At 64.9% G+C, this 24298-nt stretch carries 18 protein-coding genes; 6 read left to right on the forward strand and 12 right to left on the reverse strand.

Translation table 11 applies throughout. The annotated features are described in order from the left end of the window. Positions 1 to 10: 10 nt before the first annotated feature. Positions 11 to 3460, forward strand: a complete 3450-nt coding sequence (locus IQ16_RS24130; protein WP_018648477.1) for an indolepyruvate ferredoxin oxidoreductase family protein — start codon at positions 11 to 13, stop codon at positions 3458 to 3460. Between the two features lie 74 nt (positions 3461 to 3534). Further along, on the forward strand, positions 3535 to 4956 hold the full coding sequence (gene iaaH / locus IQ16_RS24135) for an indoleacetamide hydrolase (protein WP_018648478.1): 1422 nt from the start codon (positions 3535 to 3537) through the stop codon (positions 4954 to 4956). Positions 4957 to 4995: 39 nt separating this feature from the next. Here iaaH and IQ16_RS24140 read toward each other — a convergent pair whose 3' ends face one another. Then, entirely contained in the window at positions 4996 to 6048 is a 1053-nt protein-coding gene (locus IQ16_RS24140) for a DUF3616 domain-containing protein (RefSeq protein WP_080648181.1), read from the reverse strand. Between the two features lie 305 nt (positions 6049 to 6353). Continuing rightward, positions 6354 to 7265 carry a LysR family transcriptional regulator gene (locus tag IQ16_RS24145; RefSeq protein WP_018648480.1) on the reverse strand — a complete coding sequence of 304 codons (912 nt, stop codon included), beginning with the start codon at positions 7263 to 7265 and terminating at the stop codon, positions 6354 to 6356. 298 nt (positions 7266 to 7563) lie between these two features. Between IQ16_RS24145 and IQ16_RS24150 the strand changes: the two genes are divergently transcribed. From IQ16_RS24150 to IQ16_RS24160, 3 genes are all read left to right on the forward strand, one after another. Beyond that, positions 7564 to 8745 (forward strand): HlyD family secretion protein, encoded by a 1182-nt coding sequence (locus IQ16_RS24150; protein WP_018648481.1) that lies wholly within the window; start codon positions 7564 to 7566, stop codon positions 8743 to 8745. A 118-nt stretch (positions 8746 to 8863) separates the two neighbouring features. Beyond that, positions 8864 to 10480 (forward strand): MDR family MFS transporter, encoded by a 1617-nt coding sequence (locus IQ16_RS24155; RefSeq protein ID WP_018648482.1) that lies wholly within the window; start codon positions 8864 to 8866, stop codon positions 10478 to 10480. A 26-nt stretch (positions 10481 to 10506) separates the two neighbouring features. Continuing rightward, positions 10507 to 10968 carry a carboxymuconolactone decarboxylase family protein gene (locus IQ16_RS24160; RefSeq protein WP_018648483.1) on the forward strand — a complete coding sequence of 154 codons (462 nt, stop codon included), beginning with the start codon at positions 10507 to 10509 and terminating at the stop codon, positions 10966 to 10968. Positions 10969 to 11097: 129 nt separating this feature from the next. On the opposite strand, the gene IQ16_RS24165 is transcribed toward IQ16_RS24160, so the two are convergent. The 6 genes from IQ16_RS24165 to IQ16_RS24190 form a co-directional block, all read right to left on the reverse strand. Next, a complete protein-coding gene (locus IQ16_RS24165) occupies positions 11098 to 11958 on the reverse strand; it encodes a D-amino-acid transaminase (RefSeq protein ID WP_018648484.1) in 861 nt (286 codons plus the stop codon). Positions 11959 to 12137: 179 nt separating this feature from the next. Further along, entirely contained in the window at positions 12138 to 12869 is a 732-nt protein-coding gene (locus IQ16_RS24170; RefSeq protein ID WP_018648485.1) for an amino acid ABC transporter ATP-binding protein, read from the reverse strand. 12 nt (positions 12870 to 12881) lie between these two features. Further along, positions 12882 to 13574 carry an amino acid ABC transporter permease gene (locus tag IQ16_RS24175; RefSeq protein ID WP_018648486.1) on the reverse strand — a complete coding sequence of 231 codons (693 nt, stop codon included), beginning with the start codon at positions 13572 to 13574 and terminating at the stop codon, positions 12882 to 12884. A 4-nt stretch (positions 13575 to 13578) separates the two neighbouring features. After that, positions 13579 to 14310 (reverse strand): amino acid ABC transporter permease, encoded by a 732-nt coding sequence (locus IQ16_RS24180; protein WP_018648487.1) that lies wholly within the window; start codon positions 14308 to 14310, stop codon positions 13579 to 13581. A gap of 124 nt (positions 14311 to 14434) precedes the next feature. Further along, positions 14435 to 15346 carry an amino acid ABC transporter substrate-binding protein gene (locus IQ16_RS24185; RefSeq protein ID WP_018648488.1) on the reverse strand — a complete coding sequence of 304 codons (912 nt, stop codon included), beginning with the start codon at positions 15344 to 15346 and terminating at the stop codon, positions 14435 to 14437. A gap of 100 nt (positions 15347 to 15446) precedes the next feature. Next, complete coding sequence (locus IQ16_RS24190; RefSeq protein WP_018648489.1) at positions 15447 to 16832, reverse strand: M20 family metallopeptidase; 1386 nt, start codon at positions 16830 to 16832, stop codon at positions 15447 to 15449. Between the two features lie 261 nt (positions 16833 to 17093). Between IQ16_RS24190 and IQ16_RS24195 the strand changes: the two genes are divergently transcribed. After that, positions 17094 to 18476, forward strand: coding sequence for an LLM class flavin-dependent oxidoreductase (locus IQ16_RS24195; RefSeq protein WP_026312906.1), 1383 nt, complete (start codon positions 17094 to 17096; stop codon positions 18474 to 18476). A gap of 249 nt (positions 18477 to 18725) precedes the next feature. Here the strand turns inward: IQ16_RS24195 and IQ16_RS24200 are convergent, their stop codons facing one another. The 4 genes from IQ16_RS24200 to IQ16_RS24215 all read right to left on the reverse strand — a co-directional run bounded on the left by IQ16_RS24200 (position 18726) and on the right by IQ16_RS24215 (position 24131). Continuing rightward, positions 18726 to 20387 (reverse strand): thiamine pyrophosphate-binding protein, encoded by a 1662-nt coding sequence (locus IQ16_RS24200; protein WP_018648491.1) that lies wholly within the window; start codon positions 20385 to 20387, stop codon positions 18726 to 18728. 270 nt (positions 20388 to 20657) lie between these two features. Next, complete coding sequence (locus IQ16_RS24205) at positions 20658 to 21161, reverse strand: GFA family protein (protein ID WP_018648492.1); 504 nt, start codon at positions 21159 to 21161, stop codon at positions 20658 to 20660. A 226-nt stretch (positions 21162 to 21387) separates the two neighbouring features. Further along, positions 21388 to 22515: an alkene reductase gene (locus tag IQ16_RS24210; RefSeq protein WP_018648493.1), complete on the reverse strand. Its 1128-nt coding sequence runs from the start codon at positions 22513 to 22515 to the stop codon at positions 21388 to 21390. Positions 22516 to 22634: 119 nt separating this feature from the next. Next, positions 22635 to 24131: an aldehyde dehydrogenase family protein gene (locus IQ16_RS24215; RefSeq protein ID WP_018648494.1), complete on the reverse strand. Its 1497-nt coding sequence runs from the start codon at positions 24129 to 24131 to the stop codon at positions 22635 to 22637. Positions 24132 to 24298 lie beyond the last annotated feature (167 nt).

Here is a 24298-nt window from a genome sequence, read left to right on the forward strand (position 1 = left end):
GAGGTCCGCCATGGACGCCATTCCGTCACTCGACAGTTACGATCTCTCCGACCGCTACGATCGCGAGGAGGGCCGCGTCTTCCTCACGGGCACGCAGGCCATCGTCCGCATCGCGCTCGATCAGGCGAGGCGAGACCGGGCGAACGGCCTCAACACCGCGGGCTTCATCTCCGGCTATCGCGGCTCGCCGCTCGGCGGCGTCGATCTCGAACTGTGGCGCATCCAGGAACGGCTCAAGCGAGACCGCATCGAATTCCTCCCGGCCGTGAACGAGGATCTCGCGGCAACTGCCGTGCTCGGCTCGCAGCAGGTCGAAACGCAAGCAGACCGCGAGGTCGATGGCGTGTTCGGGCTCTGGTACGGCAAGGGCCCCGGCGTCGATCGCTCCGGCGACGCGCTCAAGCACGGCAACGCCTACGGCTCCTCGCCGCACGGCGGCGTGCTGGTGGTCGCCGGCGACGACCATGGTTGCGTGTCGTCGTCGATGCCGCACCAGTCCGATGTCGCCTTCATGAGCTGGTTCATGCCGACGCTGCACCCGGCCGATGTCGGCGAATATCTGGCGTTCGGCGAATATGGCTACGCGCTGAGCCGCTTCTCCGGCATGTGGGTCGGCTTCAAGGCGATCTCGGAGATCGTGGAATCCGGCGCATCCGTCGCGCTGCGCCCGCCGCGCCTCTTCCGCACGCCGGACTTCACGCCGCCGCCGGGCGGCCTGCATTATCGCTGGCCCGACCTGCCGGGCCCGCAGATCGAGGAGCGGCTGGAGGCAAAGAAGCACGCGGTCTATGCCTTTGCAAAAGCCAATCCGATCGATCGTCACATCTATGACATCCCTGGCGCCACCTACGGCATCGTCACGACAGGCAAGGCGCATCTCGACCTGATGGAAGCGCTGCGGCTGATGGGCCTCGATGAAGCCGCCTGCCGCAGCATCGGCATCGACGTCTACAAGGTCGGCATGGTCTGGCCGCTGGCGTTGCATGACGCCATGGATTTCGTGAAGGGCAAGCGCGAGATCCTCGTGGTCGAGGAAAAGCGCGGCATCATCGAGAGCCAGTTCAAGGAATATTTTTACGACTATCCCGGCAGCAAGCCCGAGCGCATGGTCGGCAAGCACGACGAAACCGGCGCAAGGCTGATCTCCTGGATCGGCGAATTGTCGCCGCGCGCGCTCGCGAGCGTGCTGGCACGGCGGCTCGACCCGATGTTTCCGGGCCTCAATCTCGCCGCCCGCGCAGCCGCCTTGATGCCGGAGGCCGCGCGCACGATCAACGTCAGCGGCGCAACGCGCACGCCCTATTTCTGCTCGGGATGCCCGCACAACACGTCGACGAAGGTGCCCGAGGGATCGAAGGCGTTGGCTGGCATCGGCTGCCACTTCATGGCGAGCTGGATGGACCGCGAGACCTCGTCGCTGATCCAGATGGGCGGCGAGGGCGTGAACTGGGCGGCCTCGTCACGCTTCACCGGCCACAAGCACGTGTTCCAGAATCTCGGCGAAGGCACCTATTATCATTCGGGCTCGATGGCGATCCGGCAGGCGATCGCCGCCAAGGCCAACATCACCTACAAGATCCTGTTCAACGACGCGGTGGCGATGACCGGCGGCCAGCCGGTCGACGGTCCGGTCAGCGTGCATGCCATCGCGCACAGCGTCCGCGCCGAAGGCGTTGAGCGCATCGCGCTGGTGTCGGACGATCCCGGGCATTTCAACCCGGCGGACCTGCCCAGCGGCGTGACCATTCACCCCCGCGAGGAGATGGACGCCGTGCAGCGCGAGCTGCGTGACGTCGCCGGCGTGTCCGTGCTGATCTACCAGCAGACCTGCGCCACCGAGAAGCGGCGGCGTCGCAAGCGCGGGCAGATGGCCGATCCAAAACGCTTCGCCTACATCAACGACCTCGTCTGCGAAGGCTGCGGCGACTGCTCGGTCGAATCCAACTGCCTCAGCGTCGAGCCGAAGGAGACGCCATTCGGCCGCAAGCGGCAGATCAACCTGTCGGCCTGCAACAAGGATTTTTCCTGCCTCAACGGTTTCTGCCCGAGTTTTGTGACCGTCGAAGGCGCGACGCGGCGGAAGAAGAGCGCGAGCCAGATCGACGCGGCCGGCCGCGCCGCCACGCTTGCTTTGCCCGCGCCCGCCAGGCTTGACCGGCCCTACGATCTGCTGGTGACCGGCGTCGGCGGCACCGGCGTGATCACGGTCGGCGCGCTGATCGGCATGGCCGCGCATCTCCAACGCTTCGGCGTCTCGGTGCTGGACTTCACCGGCTTCGCGCAGAAGTTCGGCCCGGTGCTGAGCTATATCCGCCTCGCCGCCTCACCGGAAGCGCTGCATCAGGTCCGCATCGACCAGGGCGCGGCCGACGCGCTGATCGGCTGCGACCTCGTCGTCAGCTCCTCGCCAAAGGCATCCGGCACCTACCGCCGCGGCACGCGCGTCGCCGTCAACACCGCGGAGATGCCGACCGGCGACGTCGTCCGCTTCCGCGACGCCGATCTCGCCTCCCCTGCCCGCCTGCGCGCAATCCGGCAGGTCGTCGGCGACGGCAATCTCGACACGATCAACGCCAACGCTTTGGCCGAACGGCTGCTCGGCGATGCCGTCTACGCCAACATCATCATGCTGGGCTTTGCCTGGCAGCACGGCCTTATCCCCGTCTCGCTGCCGGCGCTGCTGCGCGCGATCGAGCTGAACGGCGTCGCGGTCGACCACAACAAGCAGGCCTTTGCCTGGGGCCGGATCGCCGCGGCCGATCCGGCCTTTCTGCCGGGGGCAGGCGATGCACCCAAAGCCGAGACACTCGACCAGCTCATTGCCCGGCGCGCCGAATTCCTCACGGCCTATCAGAACGAGGCCTATGCGGCGCGCTACCAAGCGATCGTCGCAAGAGTCCGCAATGCCGAAACCGGCCCGAACGGCGAGGCGCTGACCGAGGCGGTCGCCCGCGCGCTGTTCAAGCTGATGGCCTACAAGGACGAGTACGAGGTGGCGCGGCTGCACATGCAAAGCGGATTCCTCGACGAGCTGAAGCGCGAGTTCGAGGACGGTTTTAGCATCCAGTATCACCTCGCCCCTCCGTTCCTGTCCTCCCAACGCGACGCCCGCGGCCGCCCGCGCAAGCGTGCCTTCGGCCAGTGGATCCAGACGCCGCTCGCGGTGCTTTCGCATTTGAAGGGGTTGCGCGGGACGCCGTTCGATCCGTTCGGCTACACCGCGGAACGGCGCGCCGAGCGGGAGCTGATCGCCTGGTATGAAGGCCTGATCGAACGCATGCTCGGCAAGCTCGACGCGACGCATCTGTCCGATCTCGTCGCGATCGCCAAAGGCCCGATGGATATCCGCGGCTACGGACCGGTGAAGGACGCCGCGATCGTGAAGGTGAAGGCCGAGATCGAACGGCGGTTCGTTGAACTCGACACATCCTCGCCGGCGAGGATGCACGCCACCGGTTGACGCGGCACCGGCGAGGCTTCAGCCTCTGAACCCGAGGGGCGCCCTGCTGGCCCCCTGCAATCGGGTGACGCATCATGGATTTCGACCAGTTGACACTGACCGAGGCCGCGGCCGCCCTCGGCGCCGGGACAATCACGAGCACCGCGCTCACCCGGGAGGCCCTGGCCCGCGCCAAGGCCAACGCCGAGCTCAATGCCTTCGTCACGCTGGACGAAGCAGGTGCCTTGGAAGCCGCCGCGGCGTTCGACGCGACGGGTGATAAGGCAAAACCGCTCGGCGGCGTGCCCATCGTGATCAAGGACAATATCGAGGTCGCCGGGCTGCCCTGCAGTGCCGGCACCCCCGCGCTCGTGAATTACATTCCGAAGGCTGATGCGCCTGTCGTGGCAAAGCTGCGCGCCGCGGGCGCGATCATCATCGGCAAGACCAGCATGCACGAGCTCGCCTTCGGCATCTCCGGCTACAACACCGCGTTCAAGACCGGCACCGAGTTCGGTGTGCGCAACGCCTATGATCGCGCCCTGATCGCCGGCGGCTCCTCGTCGGGTACGGGCGCGGCGATCGGCGCGCGGATCGTGGCGGGCGGGCTCGGCACCGACACTGGCGGATCGGTGCGGGTGCCCGCTGCCCTGAACGGATGTGCCTCGCTGCGCCCGACCGTCGGCCGTTATCCGCAAGCTGGCATCGCGCCGATCTCGCACACCCGCGATACCGCAGGCCCGATGGCCGCAACCATGGCCGACGTCGCGCTGCTCGATCGCGTCATCGCGGGCGGCGACGCGATTGCGCCGGCTGATCTGACGCAGGTCCGCATCGGCATCACCAAGACGATGCTGGCCAATCTCGATGCCGACACCGACGCCGCCTTTCAGGCGGCCGTCGCGAAAGTGAAGGTGCAGGGCGTCACGGTCGTCGAGATCGAGATACCGAAACTGGCAGAGCTCAACGGACAGGTCAGCTTTCCCGTCGCGCTGTACGAGGCCTATGACGATCTGGTCGCCTATCTCGCACACACCGGCACCGGCCTCAGCATCGAGGCAGTGGCGGAGGCAATCGCCAGCGCCGACGTCAAGGGCACCTATGATGGCCTCGTGATCCCACGCAAACTGCCCGCTCCCGATGGCTCGCTGGTTGACGCCAGGCCGATCTACGACGCCGCGATCAAGACCGCACGGCCGGCGCTTCAGGCGCTGTACGGCAAGACTTTTGCCGACAACCGGCTCGACGCCATCGCCTTCCCGACCACGCCGCGCGTTGCGATTCCCTCCAATCCGGAGTCCAGCACCCTCGAGAATTTCGGGCTGTTCATTGAGAACACCGATCCCGGCAGCAACGCGGGCATTCCCGGCATCCAGATCCCGATCGCGCTCGGCGCCAGCAGCAAATTGCCGATCGGACTTGAGCTCGACGGCCCGGCCGGAAGCGATCGCCGCCTGCTCGCGATCGGCATGGCGCTCGACGGCGTATTCGGTCGGCTGCCGCCGCCGACCTGCTGAAGCATGGTCGGGAACCGTGAGGCGTGGGCTTTCGAACGCCTAGCCGGCGGGACAGGATGACGATCGCGGCCCCGATCCCGGTATTTCGATCGGCGTGGGCGCACCTTCCTTGTCGCCGTCGAACACGATCAGGACGCGCAGTCCGGTTGACGTCTTGTCCAGCGGCAGGAGCCCCTCAGGCTTTCGCTTCGGGTCAAACGGCAATTCCTTCAACAGCTCGACCGAGTCAGATGCGCCGTCCCACGCGAAAACGGCATAGGCCCCGGGCCCGTCCGCAACCGGACCTGCCAGGACGAGAATACGCTCGCCAAATGGCGCGAGATCGCGCACGCCACGCCCGTCGCCGAGCGAAAGCCGGTGCAGGCGATGGTCCGAACTTTTTCCGTTGCCAAACAGGGTAGCCACCTCGACCGACAGAACGAGGGCGCAGTTGCCGTTCAGCACGGGGCCCCGGAATCCCGCGAGCAGCGTCCGATCGTCCTTGATCGCCACGCCTTCGATCGTCAGGCCGTTGGTCTCCAGCCGCAGATCCATGAAGGGGAGAAGAGCAGGCTCGCTCGCAATGATGTCCCTCAGTCTCGGCGTAGGCTGAACGTCCGAGGCATTGCCGTCTTCGCCGGTCGTGCGGAACCGGACGATCTGGCTGCTTGCGGCAATCTTCGCCTGAATCTTGGCGGCATCTGTCGTGGGATTCAGCTTGTGATCCTTGTCCCGCGGATGCCCATGCGAGCCGATGACGTAATAGAAGCCGTTGGAGAAGGCCACGCCTTCCCCATCAAGCTCGAGCGCCTTGTCCTTGAATGTGTTCTTGATCAGATTGACCGAACTGCCGGCAATGAGCTTGCCGTCGGTCAGTTGGACGAATTGGGCATCCTGGATGTTGTCGTCGATGACCAGGCACGAACGGGGGAAGCCGTCCGGCTTGGTGCAGGCGATGCCACTGACATCCTCGGACTTGTCTCCGTCCTTGCCGAGCAGCTTGTTCTTGACCGGCCATGCGTCGTCGGCAGCGCCGCGACCAGGCTCCGCGATGCCGGCCGCTACGAGGCCGAGGAGCAAAGCTGCAATCCACCCCGTTCTCGCGATGGTCATCGGCGCCTCCTTCGGATCAGCGGCGGTCGGATATCGTCAGGTCATCCAGCTTGCACCGCAATGGTCGCCGCCAATGCCTTGCGGAGCTCTGTGGCAATCGAGCGCTGCCGGCGCACCGTCTTTCGATGTGACTGGAAGCGGAAGGACCGGAAAGCGGGCTCGAATGAAACGTCGCGTCGAACAAACAGGATTGAGCCGCACCGCAGCGGCCTCAAATTTCTATATCTTAGGTTGTATTTTTCCAGATACCCCGGCGATGTCAACTCATAACTTTCCGGCGGCCGTACACCTGCGGCATAACGACTTCACGAATACGGGTTGATCAGCTTCTGCTGCTCGGCGCTGTGATGCACGAGCAGGTCGATGAAGGTTCTGACCTTCGCCGACAGATGGTGGCGGTGCGGATAGACCGCGTTCATGGACAGCTCGACCGTCCGATATTCCGGCAACAGGCGCACGAGACGGCCGGCCTCGAGGTCATCCTGAATGAGAAACCCCGCCATCAGGCAGACGGCAGCGCCCCCCAGCGCGACCTTCCGCAGCGCTTCTCCGCTGTTGGTGACGAAGCTGCCGGAGACGCGCACCGACGCCGGCGTACCCTTGCGATCGAGGAAACGCCATTCATCGCCAAACGGATAGTTCAGGTGACGACCGCAATTATGCGTGGCGAGCTCGTCGAGCTTCTGCACCCGGCCGTGCTTCTCGATGTAATCGTGGGAACAGCACAGCACGTGACGCCAGGTGGCGAGGCTCCGCACGATCAGGCTCGAATCCGGCGGCGGGGTCATGCGCAGGGCAACGTCATAGCCTTCCTCGATGAGATCGACATCGGCCTCGCCCATGCGCAGATCGATCTTGAGCTCCGGATAGGCCGACAGGAGCTTTGCGACCACCGGCGTCACGAACGGCACCATATGGGTGGCGACGTGAATGCGCAGCGTGCCGCGGGGCACCGACTGCAATTCGCCCGCGATGTCGTCGGCCTGTTCGATGTCGGCGAGGATCTGGACGCAGCGGTCGTAATAGGCCTTGCCGATCTCGGTGAGGTTGACCTTGCGCGTGGTGCGGTGAAGCAGCCTCACCCCGAGCCGGTCTTCCAGTGCCTGGACGTGATTGCTCACCATGGTGGTCGACATGTTGAGCTTGCGGGCTGCTGCGGAGAAGCCGCCGGTCTCGACCACCCGGCTGAACACTTCGAGGCTGGTCAATCGATCCATGGCCGCGTGATTATCCGCTTCTGATCGACAATCGCGGGAAATTCGCCCCGGATCATCCGTTCGCATACATAGCTCGTCCCCCTGCAGCTTCGCCTGCAAGAGGACGCACGCATCAGCAGCAATCGCGCGACAGAGGCGGCAATCGCTCTGGGGCAGTCGCGGCCCTGGCCCGGTAGACATGCGAACCAAGGCGACGGCTCCGATTATCCACCTCTAATGGATAATCCTTCCAGAATTTACCCAATTATCAGCGGAGCCGGCAAGACCGATAGTCTCAGCGAGCCGACAGGAGATCGCAATGTCCGAGATGCCCCGCACCGAGACCTTCCAGCAAGCAACTGAAATCACTCGCGATTACGCCAAGGCGCCGCCGGCTGTCCCGGCCCGGAGCATGGTCCGGCGCGCGGCCTTGGTGCTCGCCCTCCTCGCAGGCACGGCAACCATGGTCTACTACGGACACGATTACTGGACCTACGGCCGCTATCTCGAGACCACGGACGACGCCTATGTGAAGGCGGACTCCACGATCATCGCGCCAAAAGTCTCCGGCTACATCGCCAAGGTGCTGGTCGGCGACAACGAGAAGGTCAAGGCTGGCCAGCTCCTCGCAAAGATCGACGACCGCGACTTCAAGGCGGCGCTCGACCAGGCCCGAGCCGACGTCGCCGCTGGCGAAGCCTCCGTGCGCAACATCGATGCTCAGCTCGAGCTGCAGCAGCCGGTCATCGAACAGAGCACCGCCGACGTCGCGGCTGCGGACGCCAATCTGAAATTCGCGCAAGAAGAGCGCGTCCGCTACGACGACCTCATGAAGTCGGGCTCCGGCACGATCCAGCGCGCACAGCAGACCGACGCGGCGCTGCGCGCCAGCAACGCGCAATTGCAGCACGCGAAGTCCGGCCTCGTGGCCGCGCAGCGCAAGGTCGACGTGCTCACCACCCAGCGCGCCCAGGCCACCGCCCAGCTCGAACGCGCCCGCGCGGTCGCGCAGCAGGCGGTGTTGAACCTGTCCTATACCGAGATCACCGCGCCGGTGGACGGCACCGTCGGCGCCCGCAGCTTGCGCGTCGGCCAATATGTGCAGGCCGGCACGCAATTGATGGCGGTGGTGCCGCTCGATGCGGTTTATGTCGTCGCGAACTTCAAGGAGACGCAGCTGACGCATGTGCGGCCAGGCCAGCCGGTCGAGCTGCACGTCGACAGTTTTCGTAATCGAACGCTGCACGGCCACGTTGATAGTCTTTCGCCGGCCAGCGGGCTCGAATTCGCGCTGCTGCCGCCCGACAACGCCACCGGCAACTTCACCAAGATCGTGCAGCGCGTACCTGTAAAGATCGTGCTCGACGACCACAGCCTCACCGGCCTGCTGCGGCCCGGCATGTCGGCGGTACCGACCGTCGACACGAAGGCGACGGTGCTGGCCGAACGCGAGACGGCCAAGCGCCTCGCCGACAACGCGACGCGGCCGAACGGCAGCTGAAGGCAGGAAGGCGCCGGAGGGATTGTCAAATCCTGCCGGATGATCCTTCCAGAACTTCCTCGATTATCGAAACCACCCGTCTGACGCATCCTGTCTCCGTACCCGAGACGAGGCTTCCATGAGCACGCTCCAACCGACCGTCAACGCTGCGTCCGCCGCCACCAAATCCGCCCCTGTTGCGCCAACGACGCCGGCGGTTTCTGCAAAAACCTGGATCGCGGTGATCGGCGCCACGCTCGGCGCCTTCATGGCCGTACTGAACATCCAGATCGTCAACGCCTCGCTCGCCGACATCCAGGGCGCGATCGGCGCCGGCATCGACGACGGCGGCTGGATCTCGACCTCCTATCTGATCGCCGAGATCGTGGTGATCCCGCTGTCGGGCTGGCTGGCGCAGGTGTTCTCGATCCGCACCTATCTGCTCACCAATGCGGTCCTGTTCCTGCTTCTGTCGGCCGCCTGCGCGCTGGCGCAGGACCTGCCGCAGATGATCGTGCTGCGCGCGGTGCAGGGTTTTACCGGCGGCGTGCTGATCCCGATGGCCTTCACGCTGATCATCACGCTGCTGCCGCGCGGCAAGCAGCCGGTCGGTCTCGCACTGTTCGCGCTGTCGGCGACGTTCGCGCCCGCGATCGGACCCACCATCGGCGGCTATCTCACCGAGAATTTCGGCTGGCAGTACATCTTCTACGTCAACCTCGTGCCCGGCGCGGTCATGGTCGGCATGCTCTGGTACGCGCTCGAGGCCAGGCCGATGAAGCTCGCGCTGCTGCGCGAGGGCGACTGGGCCGGCATCATCACCATGGCGATCGGCCTCTCCGCACTGCAGACCGTGCTGGAAGAAGGCAACAAGGACGACTGGTTCGGCTCGCCTTTCATCGTCAAGCTGTCGGTGATCGCAGCCGTGGCGCTGGCCGCCTTCCTGGTCATCGAGCTCACCGTGAAGAAGCCGCTGCTCAACCTGCGCCTGCTCGCCCGCCGCAATTTCGGCTTCGGCATGCTGGCAAACTTCCTGCTGGGCATCGCGCTGTACGGCTCGGTGTTCATCATGCCGCAATATCTGGCGCGGATTCAGGGCTACAATGCCGAGCAGATCGGCATGGTGCTGGCCTGGACCGGGCTGCCGCAGCTCCTGCTGATCCCGCTGGTGCCGCGCTTGATGCAGAAGTTCGACGCGCGGATCATCATCGGCATCGGCTTCGTGCTGTTCGCGGCCTCGAACTTCATGAACATCTATATGACCAACGACTACGCCGCCGACCAGCTGTTGTGGCCCAACGTCGTTCGCGCCTTCGGCCAGGCGCTGGTGATGGCACCGTTGTCGGCCGTGGCAACCGCCGGCATCGAAGCCGAGAATGCAGGTTCCGCCTCCGGCCTGTTCAACATGATGCGCAATCTCGGCGGCGCCGTCGGCATCGCGCTGCTCCAGACAGTGCTGACCAAGCGAGAGCAATATCACTCCAACGTGCTGATGCAGTCGGTCTCGGTGTTCGAGCAGGCCACCCGCACGCGGCTGGAACAGCTGACGCAATATTTCATCAATCACGGCATCCTCGACCGTGCGGATGCCTCGCACCGCGCCTATGTTGCGATCGGCCATATCGTGCAGAAGCAGGCCTATATCTTCGCCTTCAGCGACACCTTCTATCTGCTCGGCATGGCGCTGATCGTCGCCCTCATCGCCGTATTCTTTCTGAAGAAGCCCGGCCAGGTCTCGGCCGGCGGAGCCCACTGACCCAACCAAGGAGAAGGAGAACGACCATGAAGCCCCGCATGAACTACTACCAGGCCGCGCCCGATACGATCAAAGCACTGTTGGCGCTGGAAGAGCAGATCCAGTCGACGGGTCTGGAGAAATCGCTGATCGAGCTGGTCAAGATCCGGGCCTCGCAAATCAACGGCTGCGCCTTCTGCATCAACATGCACACCGAGGACGCCCGCAAGCGCGGCGAGACCGAGCAGCGCATCTACCTGCTCAATGCCTGGCGCGAGTCCCCGCTTTATTCCGACCGCGAGCGCGCCGCGCTGGCCTGGACCGAAGCCGTGACGCTGATCTCAGAGACGCACGCGCCTGATGACGTCTACGAACAGGTTCGCGCGCAGTTCTCCGACGCGGACACGGTGAACCTGACCATGCTGATCGGGGCGATCAATGCCTGGAACAGGATCGCGATCGCGTTCCGCGCCGTGCATCCGGTGAAGGTGAAGGCGTCGGTGGCGTGAGCTAACCACAACGACGGTCTTGTAGGGTGGGCAAAGCGAAGCGTGCCCACCTCTTCTCTAATTCATGGAAAGATGGTGGGCACGGCGCAAGTGCGCCTTTGCCCACCCTACGGCAGCTGCGTACGCCGCTTAAACCGCCGTCGCCTTGGCGAACTCCACATAGATCTCACGCAGCCGCGTCGCCATCGGGCCGGGCTTGCCATCGCCAATCTTCTTGCCGTCGACTGCGATCACCGGCTGCACGAAGGAGGACGCGCTAGTGATGAACGCCTCCTTGGCGGCGAGCGCCTCGGCGACGGTGAAGGAACGCTCCTCGACGCGGAGCTGGCGCTCCTCGGCAAGCGCGATCACGGCCTTGCGGGTGCAGCCCGGCAGGATGGCGTTGGAGTTCTGGCGGGTGACAATGACGTCGTCCCTGGTCAGGATGAACGCCGTGGACGAGCCGCCCTCGGTGACGTAGCCGTCCTGCAGCATCCAGGCCTCGCCCGCACCGGCTTCCGCGGCAGCCTGCTTCGCCAGCACCTGCGCCAGCAGCGCGACGCTCTTGATGTCGCGGCGCTCCCAGCGGATGTCGGGCACCGTGATCACGTTGATGCCGGTCTTTGCCACGGGCGCGTTGATGATGTCCTTCTCCGAGGTGAACATCACCAGGCTCGACTTGACGTCACCCTTCGGGAAGGGGAAGTCGCGGCCCTTGTCGGCGCCGCGCGTGACCTGGAGGTAGACGAGGCCGCTCGTGACCTTGTTGCGCGCGATCAGCTCCTTCTGCAGCTCGGTGATGCGCTCGACCGTCTCGGGCAGCCTCAAGCTGATCTCGCCGACCGACCGCTCCAGCCGCGCCAGATGCGAGGCATTGTCGACCAGCTTGCCGTCCAGCACGGCCGAGACCTCGTAGATGCCGTCGGCGAACAGGAAGCCGCGGTCGAGAACCGAGATCTTGGCTTCCGAGAGCGGGACGAATGAGCCGTTGACATAGGCGAGCGGGTCCAAGGCAGGTCTCCTGGGAGGGGAAGGGGGATCGGCGCGCTTATACGCCAGTTGGGGGCGTCGATCACCCCTCGTTTCGTCATTCCGGGGCATTCGCAAAGCGAATGAGCCCGGAATCCATAACCACCATCGGGAGTATGGATCCCGGGCTCGCGCTACGCGCGCCCCGGGATGACGACCGGTTAATGCGACAGAATCTTCGACAAGAACTTCTGCGCGCGGTCGCTGCGGGGCTTGCCGAAGAAATCATCCTTCGGGGCGTCCTCGACGATCTCGCCGCGGTCCATGAAGATCACGCGGTTGGCGACCTTGCGGGCGAAGCCCATCTCGTGCGTGACGACCATCATGGTCATGCCTTCGCGGGCGAGGTCGACCATGACGTCCAGCACCTCGCTGACCATTTCAGGGTCGAGCGCCGAGGTCGGCTCGTCGAACAGCATGACGATCGGATCCATCGCGAGCGCACGCGCAATCGCAACGCGCTGCTGCTGACCGCCGGAGAGCTGCGCGGGGAATTTCTGCGCCTGCTCCTTCAGGCCGACGCGCTCCAAGAGCTGCATGCCCTTGGTGACCGACTTGTCGTGGCCGCGGCCAAGCACCTTCTCCTGCGCGAGGCAGAGATTGTCGATGATCTTGAGGTGCGGGAACAATTCGAAGTGCTGGAACACCATGCCGACGCGCGAGCGCAGCTTCGGCAGATTGGTCTTGGGATCGTTGACCTTGGTGCCGTCGACCGAGATGTCGCCGCTCTGGAACGGCTCCAGCGCGTTGACGCACTTGATCAGCGTCGACTTGCCCGAGCCCGAGGGGCCGCAGACCACGACGACCTCGCCCTTGGTGACGCTGGTGGTACAGTCGGTCAGCACCTGGAAGGTCGGGCTGTACCATTTATTGACGTGGCTGATTTCGATCATGACCGATGCGCTCTATCGAATGATGGCGATGCGCGACTGCAGGCGGCGAACGCCGAAGGACGCGATACAGGAAATGGTGAAGTAGACGACGGCAGCGAACAGATACATTTCGACGAGGCGCCCGTCGCGCTGCGCGACCTTGCTGGCCGCGCCCAGGAAGTCTGGGATCGACAGCACGTAGACCAGCGAGGTGTCCTGGAACAACACGATGGTCTGGGTCAGCAGCACGGGGAGCATGTTGCGGAACGCCTGCGGCAGCACGACGTAGCGCATGGTCTGGGCGTAGCTCAGGCCCAGCGCGCTCGCCGCGGCCGGCTGGCCGCGCGAGATCGACTGGATGCCGGCGCGCATGATCTCGGAGAAATACGCCGCCTCGAACATGATGAAGGTGATGAGCGACGACGCGAACGCGCCGACGCTGATCGGGCGCGAGGCGCCGGTCACCCACTGCCCGATATAGGGCACCAGGAAGTAGAACCAGAAGATCACCAGCACCAGCGGCAGCGAGCGCATGAAGTCGACATAGAGGCCGGCGATGCGCCCGAGGGTCTTGTAGCCGGACAGCCGCATCAGGGCGATCGCCGTGCCGAAGATCAGGCCGCCGAGCGCGGCGAGCGCGGTCAGCGTCAGCGTGAAGGTCATGCCCTCGTAGAACAGGTAGGGCAGCGACCGGCGGATGACGTCGAAATCGAAACTCCCGAGCATGGCGCTATTTCCCCGTGATGTAGCCGGGGATCGCGACGTAGCGCTCGAGGAAGCGCATCGCGGTCACGACGACGGCGTTGACGAGGAGATAGAGGATGGTCGCGGCCGTGAAGGCCTCGAATACCTGGAACGAGAATTCCTGCATCGAGCGCGCCTGTCCGGTCAGCTCGATCAGGCCGATGGTGATGGCGACCGCCGTGTTCTTGATGGTGTTGAGGAACTCGGAGGTCAACGGCGGCAGGATGATGCGGAACGCCATCGGCAGCAGCACGTAACGGTAGCCCTGCACGGTGGTGAGCCCGAGCGCGGTCGCGGCCATCTTCTGTCCTCGCGGCAGCGAACCGATGCCCGCCTGCAACTGCACGGCAACGCGCGCGGACATGAAGAAGCCGACGCCGATCGCCGCCGTCCAGAACGGCGCGTTCGGCAATTGCTTCAGCCACAGGCCGGCAGCCCTCGGCAGCAATTCCGGCAGCACGAAGAACCACAGGAAGAGCTGCACCAGCAGCGGCATGTTGCGGAAGAACTCGACCCAGCAGAAGCCGAACCAGTAGGCGCCCCGCGACGGCAGCGTGCGCATGACGCCGACGATCGAGCCGAAGATCAGCGCGATGATCCAGGCGAGCAGCGCCGTCTTGATGGTCAGCACCAGCCCCGACAGCAGCATGTCGAGATAGGTGCCGGTCCCCATCGGGTTCGGCTCGAAGAAAATTCCCCAGTTCCAGTGGTAGTTCACGTGTCCCCCGCGCGAACGCGCCCATCATGGTTGTCCGGGCGCCTATGCAAATGTCCGGCCACCCCCTCCAGAGTGGCTGGAATTTCTTCCCTCTCCCCGCTTGCGGGGAGAGGGAAACAGCATCTTACTTGTAATCGTCCGGGTTCGGCGAGTCCGTCGGCTTGGCGAACTCATTCTTCAGTTCGGAAGAGATCGGCGTGTTCAGGTTCAGCCCCTTCGGCGGGATCTTGGTCGTGAACCACTTGGCGTAGATCTTCTCGCCCTCGCCGGAGGTATAGACCGCAGCGGTTGCCGCATCGACCACCTTCTTGAACGGCGCGTCGTCCTTGCGCAGCATGATGCCGTAGGGCTCGGGCTTGGAGAACGCGTCCTTGGAGATCGCATAGTCATCCGGCGACTTCGAGCCGGCGACGAGGCTGGCGAGCAGGATGTCGTCCATGACGAAGGCGACCGCGCGGTCGGTCTCGACCATCAGGAAGGCTTCAGCGTGGTCCTTGGCCGGGATGATGTTGGCGCCGAGGCCCTTGGCGACGTTGGCTTCGGTGAGCTGCTTGATGTTGGTGGTGCCGGCGGTCGAGACCACCGTCTTGCCCTTGAGGTCATCGATCGACTTCAGGCCGCTCGACTTCTTGAAGACGTAGCGGCTGGCGGTCAGGAAGTGGGTGTTGGTGAAGGCGACCTGCTTCTGGCGCTCGGCATTGTTGGTGGTCGAGCCGCATTCGAGGTCGATGGTGCCGTTGGCCATCAGCGGGATACGCGTCGCGGACGTCACCGGGTTGAGCTTGACCTCGAGCTTGTCGAGCTTGAGCTCCTTCTTCACGGCGTCGACGATCTTGTAGCAGATGTCCATCGCGAACCCGACCGGCTTCTGGTTGTCGTCCAGATAGGAGAACGGGATCGAGGAGTCGCGGAAGCCCAGCGTGATGGCGCCGGTGTCCTTGATGTTCTTCAGCGTGCCGGTCAGCTCCTGGGCCCCGGCCTGGCTGACGGCGAAGGTCGCGGCGAGCACGAGCCCGATGTGACGGAAATGTTTCACTTTTTTCTTCCCCTTTCAGGATGATGCGGCCGGATGCAAGCACAAATCGGGCCGGATTAGAATGTGACTTTCGGCTGGAATGACGGCTCAGGTTAACGGCTCAGGCGAGTGGCTTTGGCAATTCCCCGAGATCCCAGAACAGCCCGGCCATCACCGTCAAGGCCTCTTCAGTCAATGGCAGCAGGATGTGCTCATTGGGCGCATGCTGGGAGCAGCCGGGATAGGAGTGCGGGACCCAGATCGTCGGCAGGCCCAGGATCTCGGAAAAGACGTCGTTGGGCAGCGAGCCGCCGAAATTCGGCAAAACCGCCGGCGCCTTGCCGGTGGTCTCCTGCACCGAATCCGCCGCCCATTTGATCCAGGGGCTGTCGAAATCGGTGCGCGATGCAGCAAAGCTTTGCGCCGCCCGCACCTCGACCATCGGAAAGCCCTTTGCGACCAGATGTGCGCGGATGGCGTCGATCAGACCGTCGATCTTGGTGCCGACCACGAAACGCAGTTGCAGCACGGCATTGGCGTGGCCGGGAATGGCATTGGCCGGCTTCTCGATATTGCCCGAGGACATCGCCAGCACTTCCAGCGTGTTCCAGGCATAGAGCCGCTCGGCCGCCGACAACCCCTCCTCGCCCCAGTTCTCCGCGAGCGCCGGCTCGTCGGCGGTCGGCACCACCTCGACGTCCGCAAGATAACTGCGGATCTGGTTGGTGAGCCGCGGCGGCTTCAGGGCCTCGAGCTGGAGGCGGCCGTGGCCGTCGACCAGCGTCGAGATCGCGTTGACGAGGATGGTCGCGGGGTTGGCGAGCACGCCGCCCCAATTGCCAGAATGATGACCGCCATCACGCAAGTTCACGTCGAGATGGATGCGGATGCCGCCACGGCAGCCGAGGAACAGCGTCGGACGGTCGGCGGACAAGCGCGGGCCGTCGGAGGCCATGAACAGATCGGCCTTGAGCGCGTCGCGATTGAGGTCGCAAACCTTGCCGAGATCGGGCGAGCCGATCTCCTCGCCCATCTCGACGATGAACTTGGCGTTGAAACCGAGCTTGCCGCCGCGGGCATCGCGCACCGCGCGCAGCGCCGCCATGTTGATGCTGTGCTGGCCCTTGTTGTCGGCGGTGCCGCGGCCATAGAGCCGCGTGCCCGAAACCGTCGTGCGCCAGGGATCGCGGCCCTCGCGCCACTCGCCTTCCATGCCGTCGACGACGTCGCCATGGCCATAGACCAGCACTGTCGGCAGCGAGGCGCTCTCGTGATGCTCGGCGAACAGGAACGGCGCCTTGCCGCTCGGGGATTCGACGATGCGGCTGGTGAAGTCGAGCGCGGCGAAAGCCGGCTGCATCTCCTGTTCCAGATAGGCGCGCAGCTCTGGGCCACGCGACGGATTCTGGCTCTCGGTCTTGTAGGCGACGCGGCGGTCGAGTTCAGCGAGGAACGCACCGGATTTGAAATCGTCGCGGGCGCGGGCGATGGCGTCGGCTCTGGTCATGACTTTTTCGAGGCTTTGAGGCGAAGAACCTTACCCGACACGGGCAGGCCTTCGAAAGTGGCGGGGATTTCGATAGTTCTTGTAGTTCGCTTGTAGTTCTCTTGCGATTTCGTTCTTGCTCTCTTGAGATTGGCTTGCCAAGGGCAGCAGCGCTGCTGATTTTGGCCTTGCCAAGCGCAAGTTATATGCAAGAACTTCGCCAAGTTGGGGCGCACATCTATCATTCGAAGAGCGCTCAGTACAGGGCGCCGAGGGACCAGCATGGCCAAAGAGATCAGGCTCAACGCTTTTGCGATGAATTGCGTCGCACACCAGTCACCGGGCCTGTGGACCCATCCGCGCGACCGCACCGCCGAATATAATCGCCTGCCCTATTGGATCGATCTTGCCAAAACGCTGGAACGCGGCCGCTTCGACGGGCTGTTCCTGGCCGACGTGCTCGGGGTCTATGACGTCTATGGCAACAGCCCTGACGCAGCCTTGCGCAATGCAGCGCAGACGCCGTCGAACGAGCCGCTGCTGCTGCTGTCGGCGATGGCGGCCGTGACGAAGAATCTGGGCTTCGGCGTCACCAGCAATCTGTCGTTCGAGCCGCCCTACCCGTTCGCGCGGCGGATGTCGACGCTGGATCACCTCACCGAGGGACGGATCGGCTGGAACGTCGTCACCGGCTATCTCGACAGCGCCGCGCGCGGCGCCGGCAAGGACAAGCAGACCGGACACGACGACCGCTACGACATTGCCGACGAATATATGGACGTCGTGTACAAGCTCTGGGAAGGCAGCTGGGAAGACGACGCCGTGCTGCGCGACCGGGCGCGCGGCATCTTCACCGATCCCGCAAAAGTTCATCGCGTCAATCATGAGGGCGCGAACTACCGCATCAACAACACCATTCACCTCAGCGAGCCGTCGCCGCAGCGCACGCCTGTGCTGTACCAGGCCGGCACCTCGCCGCGCGGCCGGCAGTTCGCCGCGCGTCACGCCGAATGCGTGTTCATGTCGGGGCCGTCGGCCAAGGTGATCGCGCCGCGCGTCTCCGCGATCCGCCAGGAGGCTGCCGCGCTCGGCCGCAACCCGGCCGAAATCCTGATGTTCTCGATGATGACGATCATCTTGGGGCGGACGGAAGCCGAGGCGAAGGAGAAATACGCCGACTATCGCCGCCATATCAGCCCCGAAGGGGCGCTGGCGCTGATGTCGGGTTGGACCGGCGTCGATTTCTCCGGCTACGATCTCGACCAGCAGGTGCGCCACGTCCAGAACGATGCCGGCCGCAGCGCGATGGACAATGTCACCCGCGCCGACCCCGATCGGATCTGGACCGTGCGCGACGTCATCGAGCATGTCGGCATCGGCGGCGCCGGTCCGGTCGTGGTCGGCACGCCGGAGATGGTCGCGGACAAGATCGAGGACTGGCTCGAGAAGACCGACGTCGACGGCCTGAACGTCGCCTTCGCGATCTCGCCCGGCGATTTCGAGGACATCGCCGACATGCTGGTGCCGGAACTGACGCGGCGCGGGCGGTACAAGAGCGAGTACGCCAAGGGCACACTGCGGGAGAAGCTGTTCGGCGGCGGCCGTGCGAGGCTGGATGCGCCGCATCCGGCGGCGGGGTATCGGGTGGGGAAGAAGGCAGGCTAACGCCCTACGCTGTAAGTTCCGTCATCCCGAGGTGCGCGCCCTTCGCGCCTCGAAGGATGAGCGGCCCCGATGCAGCCGGGCCGTCGCCCTTCGAGGCCTCCGCTTCGCTCCGGCACCTCAGGGTGACGGAGATGAGTGGGAGGACGCTGCCGCAACGTCATTGCGAGCGAAGCGAAGCAATCCAGAGTCCTTCCGCGGCGGCAGTCTGGATTGCTTCGCTGCGCTCGCAATGACGGTGGAAACAGCTGCCTACACCTTCCCGTCCACCATCACCTCGATCAGCTTCGTCCCCGGCCGGCTGAACGCCGACGCCAGCGTCGCCTTCAGCTCGCTGACATCGCTGACCTTGATCGCCTCGCAGCCCAGCGCCTTGGCGAGGCCGGTGAAATCGACGGGCGGATTCACAAAATCCATGCCGACGTAATTGTCGTCGCCATGGAAGGCGAGCAGGCGCTGCTTGATGATGCGGTAGCCGCCATTGTTGGCGATGACGACGTTGAGCGGCAGCTTGTGATGCGCCGCCGTCCACAGCGACTGGATCGAATACATCGCGCTGCCGTCGCCGGAGAAGCACACGACGGGACGATCCGGATTGGCGATGCTGACGCCGACGGAGGCCGGCAGGCCCCAGCCGATGCCGCCGGAAGCAAGGCCGTGATAGCCGTAGCGGTCGCGATGCGGGCGCAGGGCCGTGACCTGACGGCTGGAGGTGAGTCCTTCATCGACGAGGATGGCATGGTCGGGCATGGCTTCGACCATTTGCAGCACCAGATAGTCCGGATCGATCGGGTTGCGGCCCGCACTCTTGCCGATCTGCTCGACCAAAGCGGCGCGGCGCGCGCTCCAGTTCTTCGGCGCGAGCTCGGCGAGGCGGTCTTTCGCGCGGCTCGCCAGCGTTGCACCGCCCATCTCCTTCAGCACCGGGATTAGCGCGCGCAGCGTCTCCTTCAGATCCGCCTTCAGCGCGATCTCGGCGCCGTAGTTTTTGGCGATCTCCCAATCAGCGAGGCCGATCTGCACGATGCCGAGCCCATCAGGCAGCGCGTCGACCTCGCTATAAACAGACATCCGCAAGGGATCGCCACCCAGTGCAATCAGGAGATCGTAAGGCGCGAGCGTATCGCGCGCCGCCTTCTGCACGCGCGCGAGCGTGCCGACGAAGCTCGGACTCTCCGAGAGGAAGTGCGCGCCATAGGGCGTCGAGGATTGGTAGGCGGCCGCGCCGAGCAGCTCGGCCAGTTCAGCAGCCTCCTTGAGCGCATCGCTCTTGACCACCTCGTCCATGGTGACGATCACCGGGCGCTCGGCCTTCAGCAGCCGTGCGGCAAAGGCCTTCAGCGCCTCATCCGACGGCTTTACGCGGGTGTCGATGCGCGTGGAGCGGCCGAGGTCGATCCCCGCTTCACTGTTCAGGATGTCGCCGGGCAGCGAGATGAACACCGGTCCGGTCGGCGGCGTCATCGCGACCTTGGCGGCGCGGCGCACGATGCGCGGCAGATCCTCCAGCCGCGTCACCTCGACCGCCCATTTCACCAGCGGCTCGGCCATGCGCACCAGCGGACCATACAGCACCGGCTCCATCAGACCGTGGCCCTGCTCCTGCTGCCCCGCGGTCAGGATCATCGGCGTGCCCGTGAACTGGGCGTTGTAGAGCGAGCCCATGGCGTTCCCGAGCCCGGGCGCGACATGGACGTTGCAGGCAACCAGCTTTCCCGAGGCGCGGCTGTAGCCGTCGGCGATCGCGACCACCAGGCTCTCCTGCATCGCCATCACATAGGTGAGATCGGGATGGTCCTTCAGCGCATGCATGATCGGCAGCTCGGTGGTGCCGGGATTGCCGAACAGGTGCGTGATGCCCTCGTCCTTGAGCAGCGCGAGAAAGGCGGAGCGGCCGGTGATCTTGTTCTTCATGTTTCCTCCAGGAGCGGACGTTGCCGCAAGGACGGAGGCATGATGGCCGAAATCGCGGGAGCCGCGCAAGAAAGCGCGGTCATGGCTGCGTTGCGCGGGAGAGGCAAACCGCGCTCTCGTGTCCCGGACGCGACGCAACGTGCAACGTTGCGGCGCAGAGCCGGGACCTAGATTCGCGCCGGGCTCGCTGCTGCATGGGTCCCGGCTCTGCGCAGCAGCGTTTCACGCTGCTGCGCGTCCGGGACACGAGAGCGGAGCGAACAGCAAGGGCTACATCTCCTCCCGCCCCAGTTCGAACGGGTCCTCACCGCCCGCGCGCTTCTTCTTTTTCGAGCGCTGCCACACCACGCCGGGAAAACCCTTCAGCGGCACCAGGGGCTCGCCGGTATAGGCCCATTCCTGCAGCTCCTCGATCGCGATGTGATAGAGCGGCTGGCGGCCGGTACGCTCCCTAAACAGGGCGCGGGGGATGTTGACCATGTGCGGCCCGCGCGGGCGCTCATAGGCGATCGGTGTGCCGCAATGCGAGCAGAAGCTGCGGGCGGTCTTGGTGGCCTTGTCCTCGTAACGGGTCAGCGCAGTCTTGCCGGAGGTGATGCGAAAGCGCTTCTTCCAGCTTCCGACATAGGTCGCGTAGGCCGCGCCGTGGGCACGCCGGCTACCGGCGGAGTGATCATGCCAGGCCCAGCGCGCGGGGACGTCGATCTCGAAGGCGACCTTGCCGCAGAGGCATTGGCCGGTGGCGATGCCTGCGGCGGCGGCGGCTTTGGCCATGGTAGCTTTCTCCATCGTCATTGCGAGCGCAGCGAAGCAGTCCAGGCTGCCTCCGCGGAAAGATTCTGGATTGCTTCGCTGCGCTCGCAATGACGGAATTTGTGGTGGCGGTCGGAGCCTGAACGATAGTCCCGTAGCCCGGATGAGCGAAGCGCAATCCGGGGAAGTCTATCGGCGGGGTGCGAACCCGGATTTCGCTACGCTCCATCCGGGCTACGAAGAACGGCTACGCCGGCGTCAGCTCGTCATACACCGGATAATCCGTATACCCCTTCTCCTCGCCGCCGTAGAACGTGGCGCGGTTGTACGGCGTGATCGGATAATCATGCTCCAGGCGCCGCGGCAGGTCCGGATTGGAGATGAAGATGCGGCCGAAGGCGATGATGTCGGCATGGCCGTCGACGATCGCCGCGTTCGCGCTCTCGCCGGTGAAGCCGCCGGCGGTCATCAGCACGCCGCTGTAGAGCGGGCGGAACAGCACCATGGCGGAAGGCACGTTCTCCCAGTGGACGTCGGCGCGGCCGGCGCCGCTGGAGCGCGGCTCGATGACATGCAGATAGGCGAGACCCAGCTTGTCGAGCGCCTTCACCACGTGCGTGTAGAGCGGCATCGGATCGGGCTCGCCGGAATCATTGGCGATGCCATGCGGAGACAGCCGCACGGCGACGCGGTTCGCGCCCCAGACGTCGATCGCGGCCTGCGTGACCTCGAGCAGCAGCCGCGCACGGTTCTCGATCGATCCGCCATATTGATCCGTGCGCCGGTTGCTGCGCGATTGCAGGAATTGCTCGAGCAGATAGCCATTGGCGCCGTGGATCTCGACGCCGTCGAAGCCGGCAGCCAGCGCGTTCTTCGCGCCCTGCCTGAAAGCCTCGACGATGCCCTCGACCTGCTCCGTCTCCAGCGCGCGCGGCGTCTCGTAATCGGCGATCTTGCCGTCGGCGGTCATGGCCTTCATGCCCTCGGCCTTGATGGCAATCGCCGAGGCCGAGACCGGCAGCTCACCGCCATGAAAGGAGGAATGCGAGACGCGGCCGACATGCCAGAGCTGGAGGAAGATGATGCCGCCCTTGGCGTGCACGGCATCCGTCACCTTGCGCCAGCCGGCGATCTGCGCCTCCGTATAGATGCCCGGCGTCGCCGGGTTGCCGCGGCCGTGCGAGAGCACCGGCGAAGCTTCGGCGATCAGCAGGCCACCCTTCGTCGCGCGCTGGCCGTAATATTCGGCGTTGAGCGGCCGCGGCGAAAAGCTCTCGCGCTCGGCGCGCATGCGCGTCAACGGCGCCATCGCGACGCGATGCGCGAGCTTGTACGGACCGACCTGCAACGGCTTGAACAACGCCTCGAATTTCATGCTGACACCGACTTTCTATGGAAGGATGCGGATCTTATAGTGAGGGGCGGCCCCGCGAAAAGGCGCCGCCCCTGCAAAAATAGATATTCCCTCTCGCGGAATGCGGGAAGGAATAGATGTTACGCCGTCTTGATCCAGACGGCCTTCACGTTGAGATATTCCTCGACGTGCTGCTTGCCGGACTCGCGGCCATAGCCGCTCATCTTGTAGCCGCCGAACGGCACGGCAGGGTCCATCGCCTGGTAGCAGTTCACCCACACCGAGCCGGCGCGCAGCCTTTTCGCCACCGCATGAGCCTTGGTGACGTCGCGCGTCCACAGGCCGGAACCGAGGCCGAAGGTGGTGTTGTTGGCGCGCTTGACCAGCTCGTCCATGTCCTTGAACGCGATCGCGGAGATCACGGGACCGAAGATCTCCTCCTGTGCGATGCGCATGTTGTCCTGGACGCCCGCGAACACCGTCGGCGAGACGAAGAAGCCCTTCGACAGCGCGCCTTCGGTGACGCGGCCGCCGCCGGCGAGCGCGCGTGCACCTTCCTTCTGGCCGATGTCGAGATAACCGGTGACGCGATCGAGCTGCTGCTCGGAGACCAGCGGGCCGATCTGCACGTTGGGATCGAGGCCGTTGCCGACCTGCAGCTTCTTGCCGAACTCGGCAACGCGGCCGACGAATTCCTCGTAGATCGCCTGCTCGACGAACAGCCGCGTGCCGGCGCTGCAGATCTGCCCCGAATTGGCGAAAACCGCCATCGCCGCGCCCGGCACGGCGGCGTCGAGATCGGCATCGGCAAATACGATGTCCGGCGACTTGCCGCCGAGCTCGAGCGAGACGCGCTTGAGGTTGCCGGCCGAGGCACGAATGATCGACTGGCCCGTGACATGCGAGCCGGTGAAGGCGACCTTGTCGACGTCGTGGTGTGAAGCAAGCGCGGCGCCCGCGGTCTCGCCATAGCCGGGCACGACGTTGACGACGCCGGGCGGAATGCCGGCCTCCATCGCAAGCTCGGCGATGCGCAGCGAGGTCAACGGCGCTTCCTCCGCGGGCTTGAGCACCACGGTGCAGCCGGTCGCGATCGCAGGCCCAATCTTCCAGATCGTCGCGGAGAGCGGGCCGTTCCACGGAATGATGGCGCCGACGACGCCAATCGGCTCCTTCAGCGTATAGGAGAAGATTTCGCCCGGCAGCGAGTTCTCGATGGTCTCGCCGTGGATCGCGGTGGTCTGACCGGCATAGTAGCGCAGCATGCCGATGGCGCGCAGGCGATAGGCGCGGGTGCGGCTGAGCGGCGCACCCATATCGAGCGTGTCGAGCTGCGACAATTCGTCAAAGTTCTTCTCGACGAGGTCGGCGAGCCTGAGCAGCAGGTTCTGCCGCTCGAACGGTTTGACCTTGCTCCACGGGCCTTCGAAGGCGCGGCGGGCGGCGGCGACCGCGCGGTCGATGTCTTCCTTGTCGCCCTCGGCGACCGTTGCCAGCAGCTCGCCGGTTGCGGGATTGCGGGTCTCGAAGCGCTTGCCGGAGGCGGCGTCGACCCACTTTCCGTCGATCAGCATCTGCTTGTAGGACCCGTTGGCGAACGGGTGGCGCGTGATCGGAATAGCCTGCGACACAGCCATGGCTGCACTCCCTGTCAGGTCATTGATTGGTTCGATCTCGGTGGGACCGTTAGGTCGGGAAGAATACAGCGGTGCCGGAGGGGCGTAAAGGCGGCGTGAAACGAAGACCTCCCATGCCGACTTGTGCAGGGTCGCGCCAGCGCCATGTTATAGCTCGAGCGAGCCCC

It is taken from the genome of Bradyrhizobium huanghuaihaiense (genome assembly GCF_007830635.1).
GTDB lineage: Bacteria > Pseudomonadota > Alphaproteobacteria > Rhizobiales > Xanthobacteraceae > Bradyrhizobium > Bradyrhizobium huanghuaihaiense.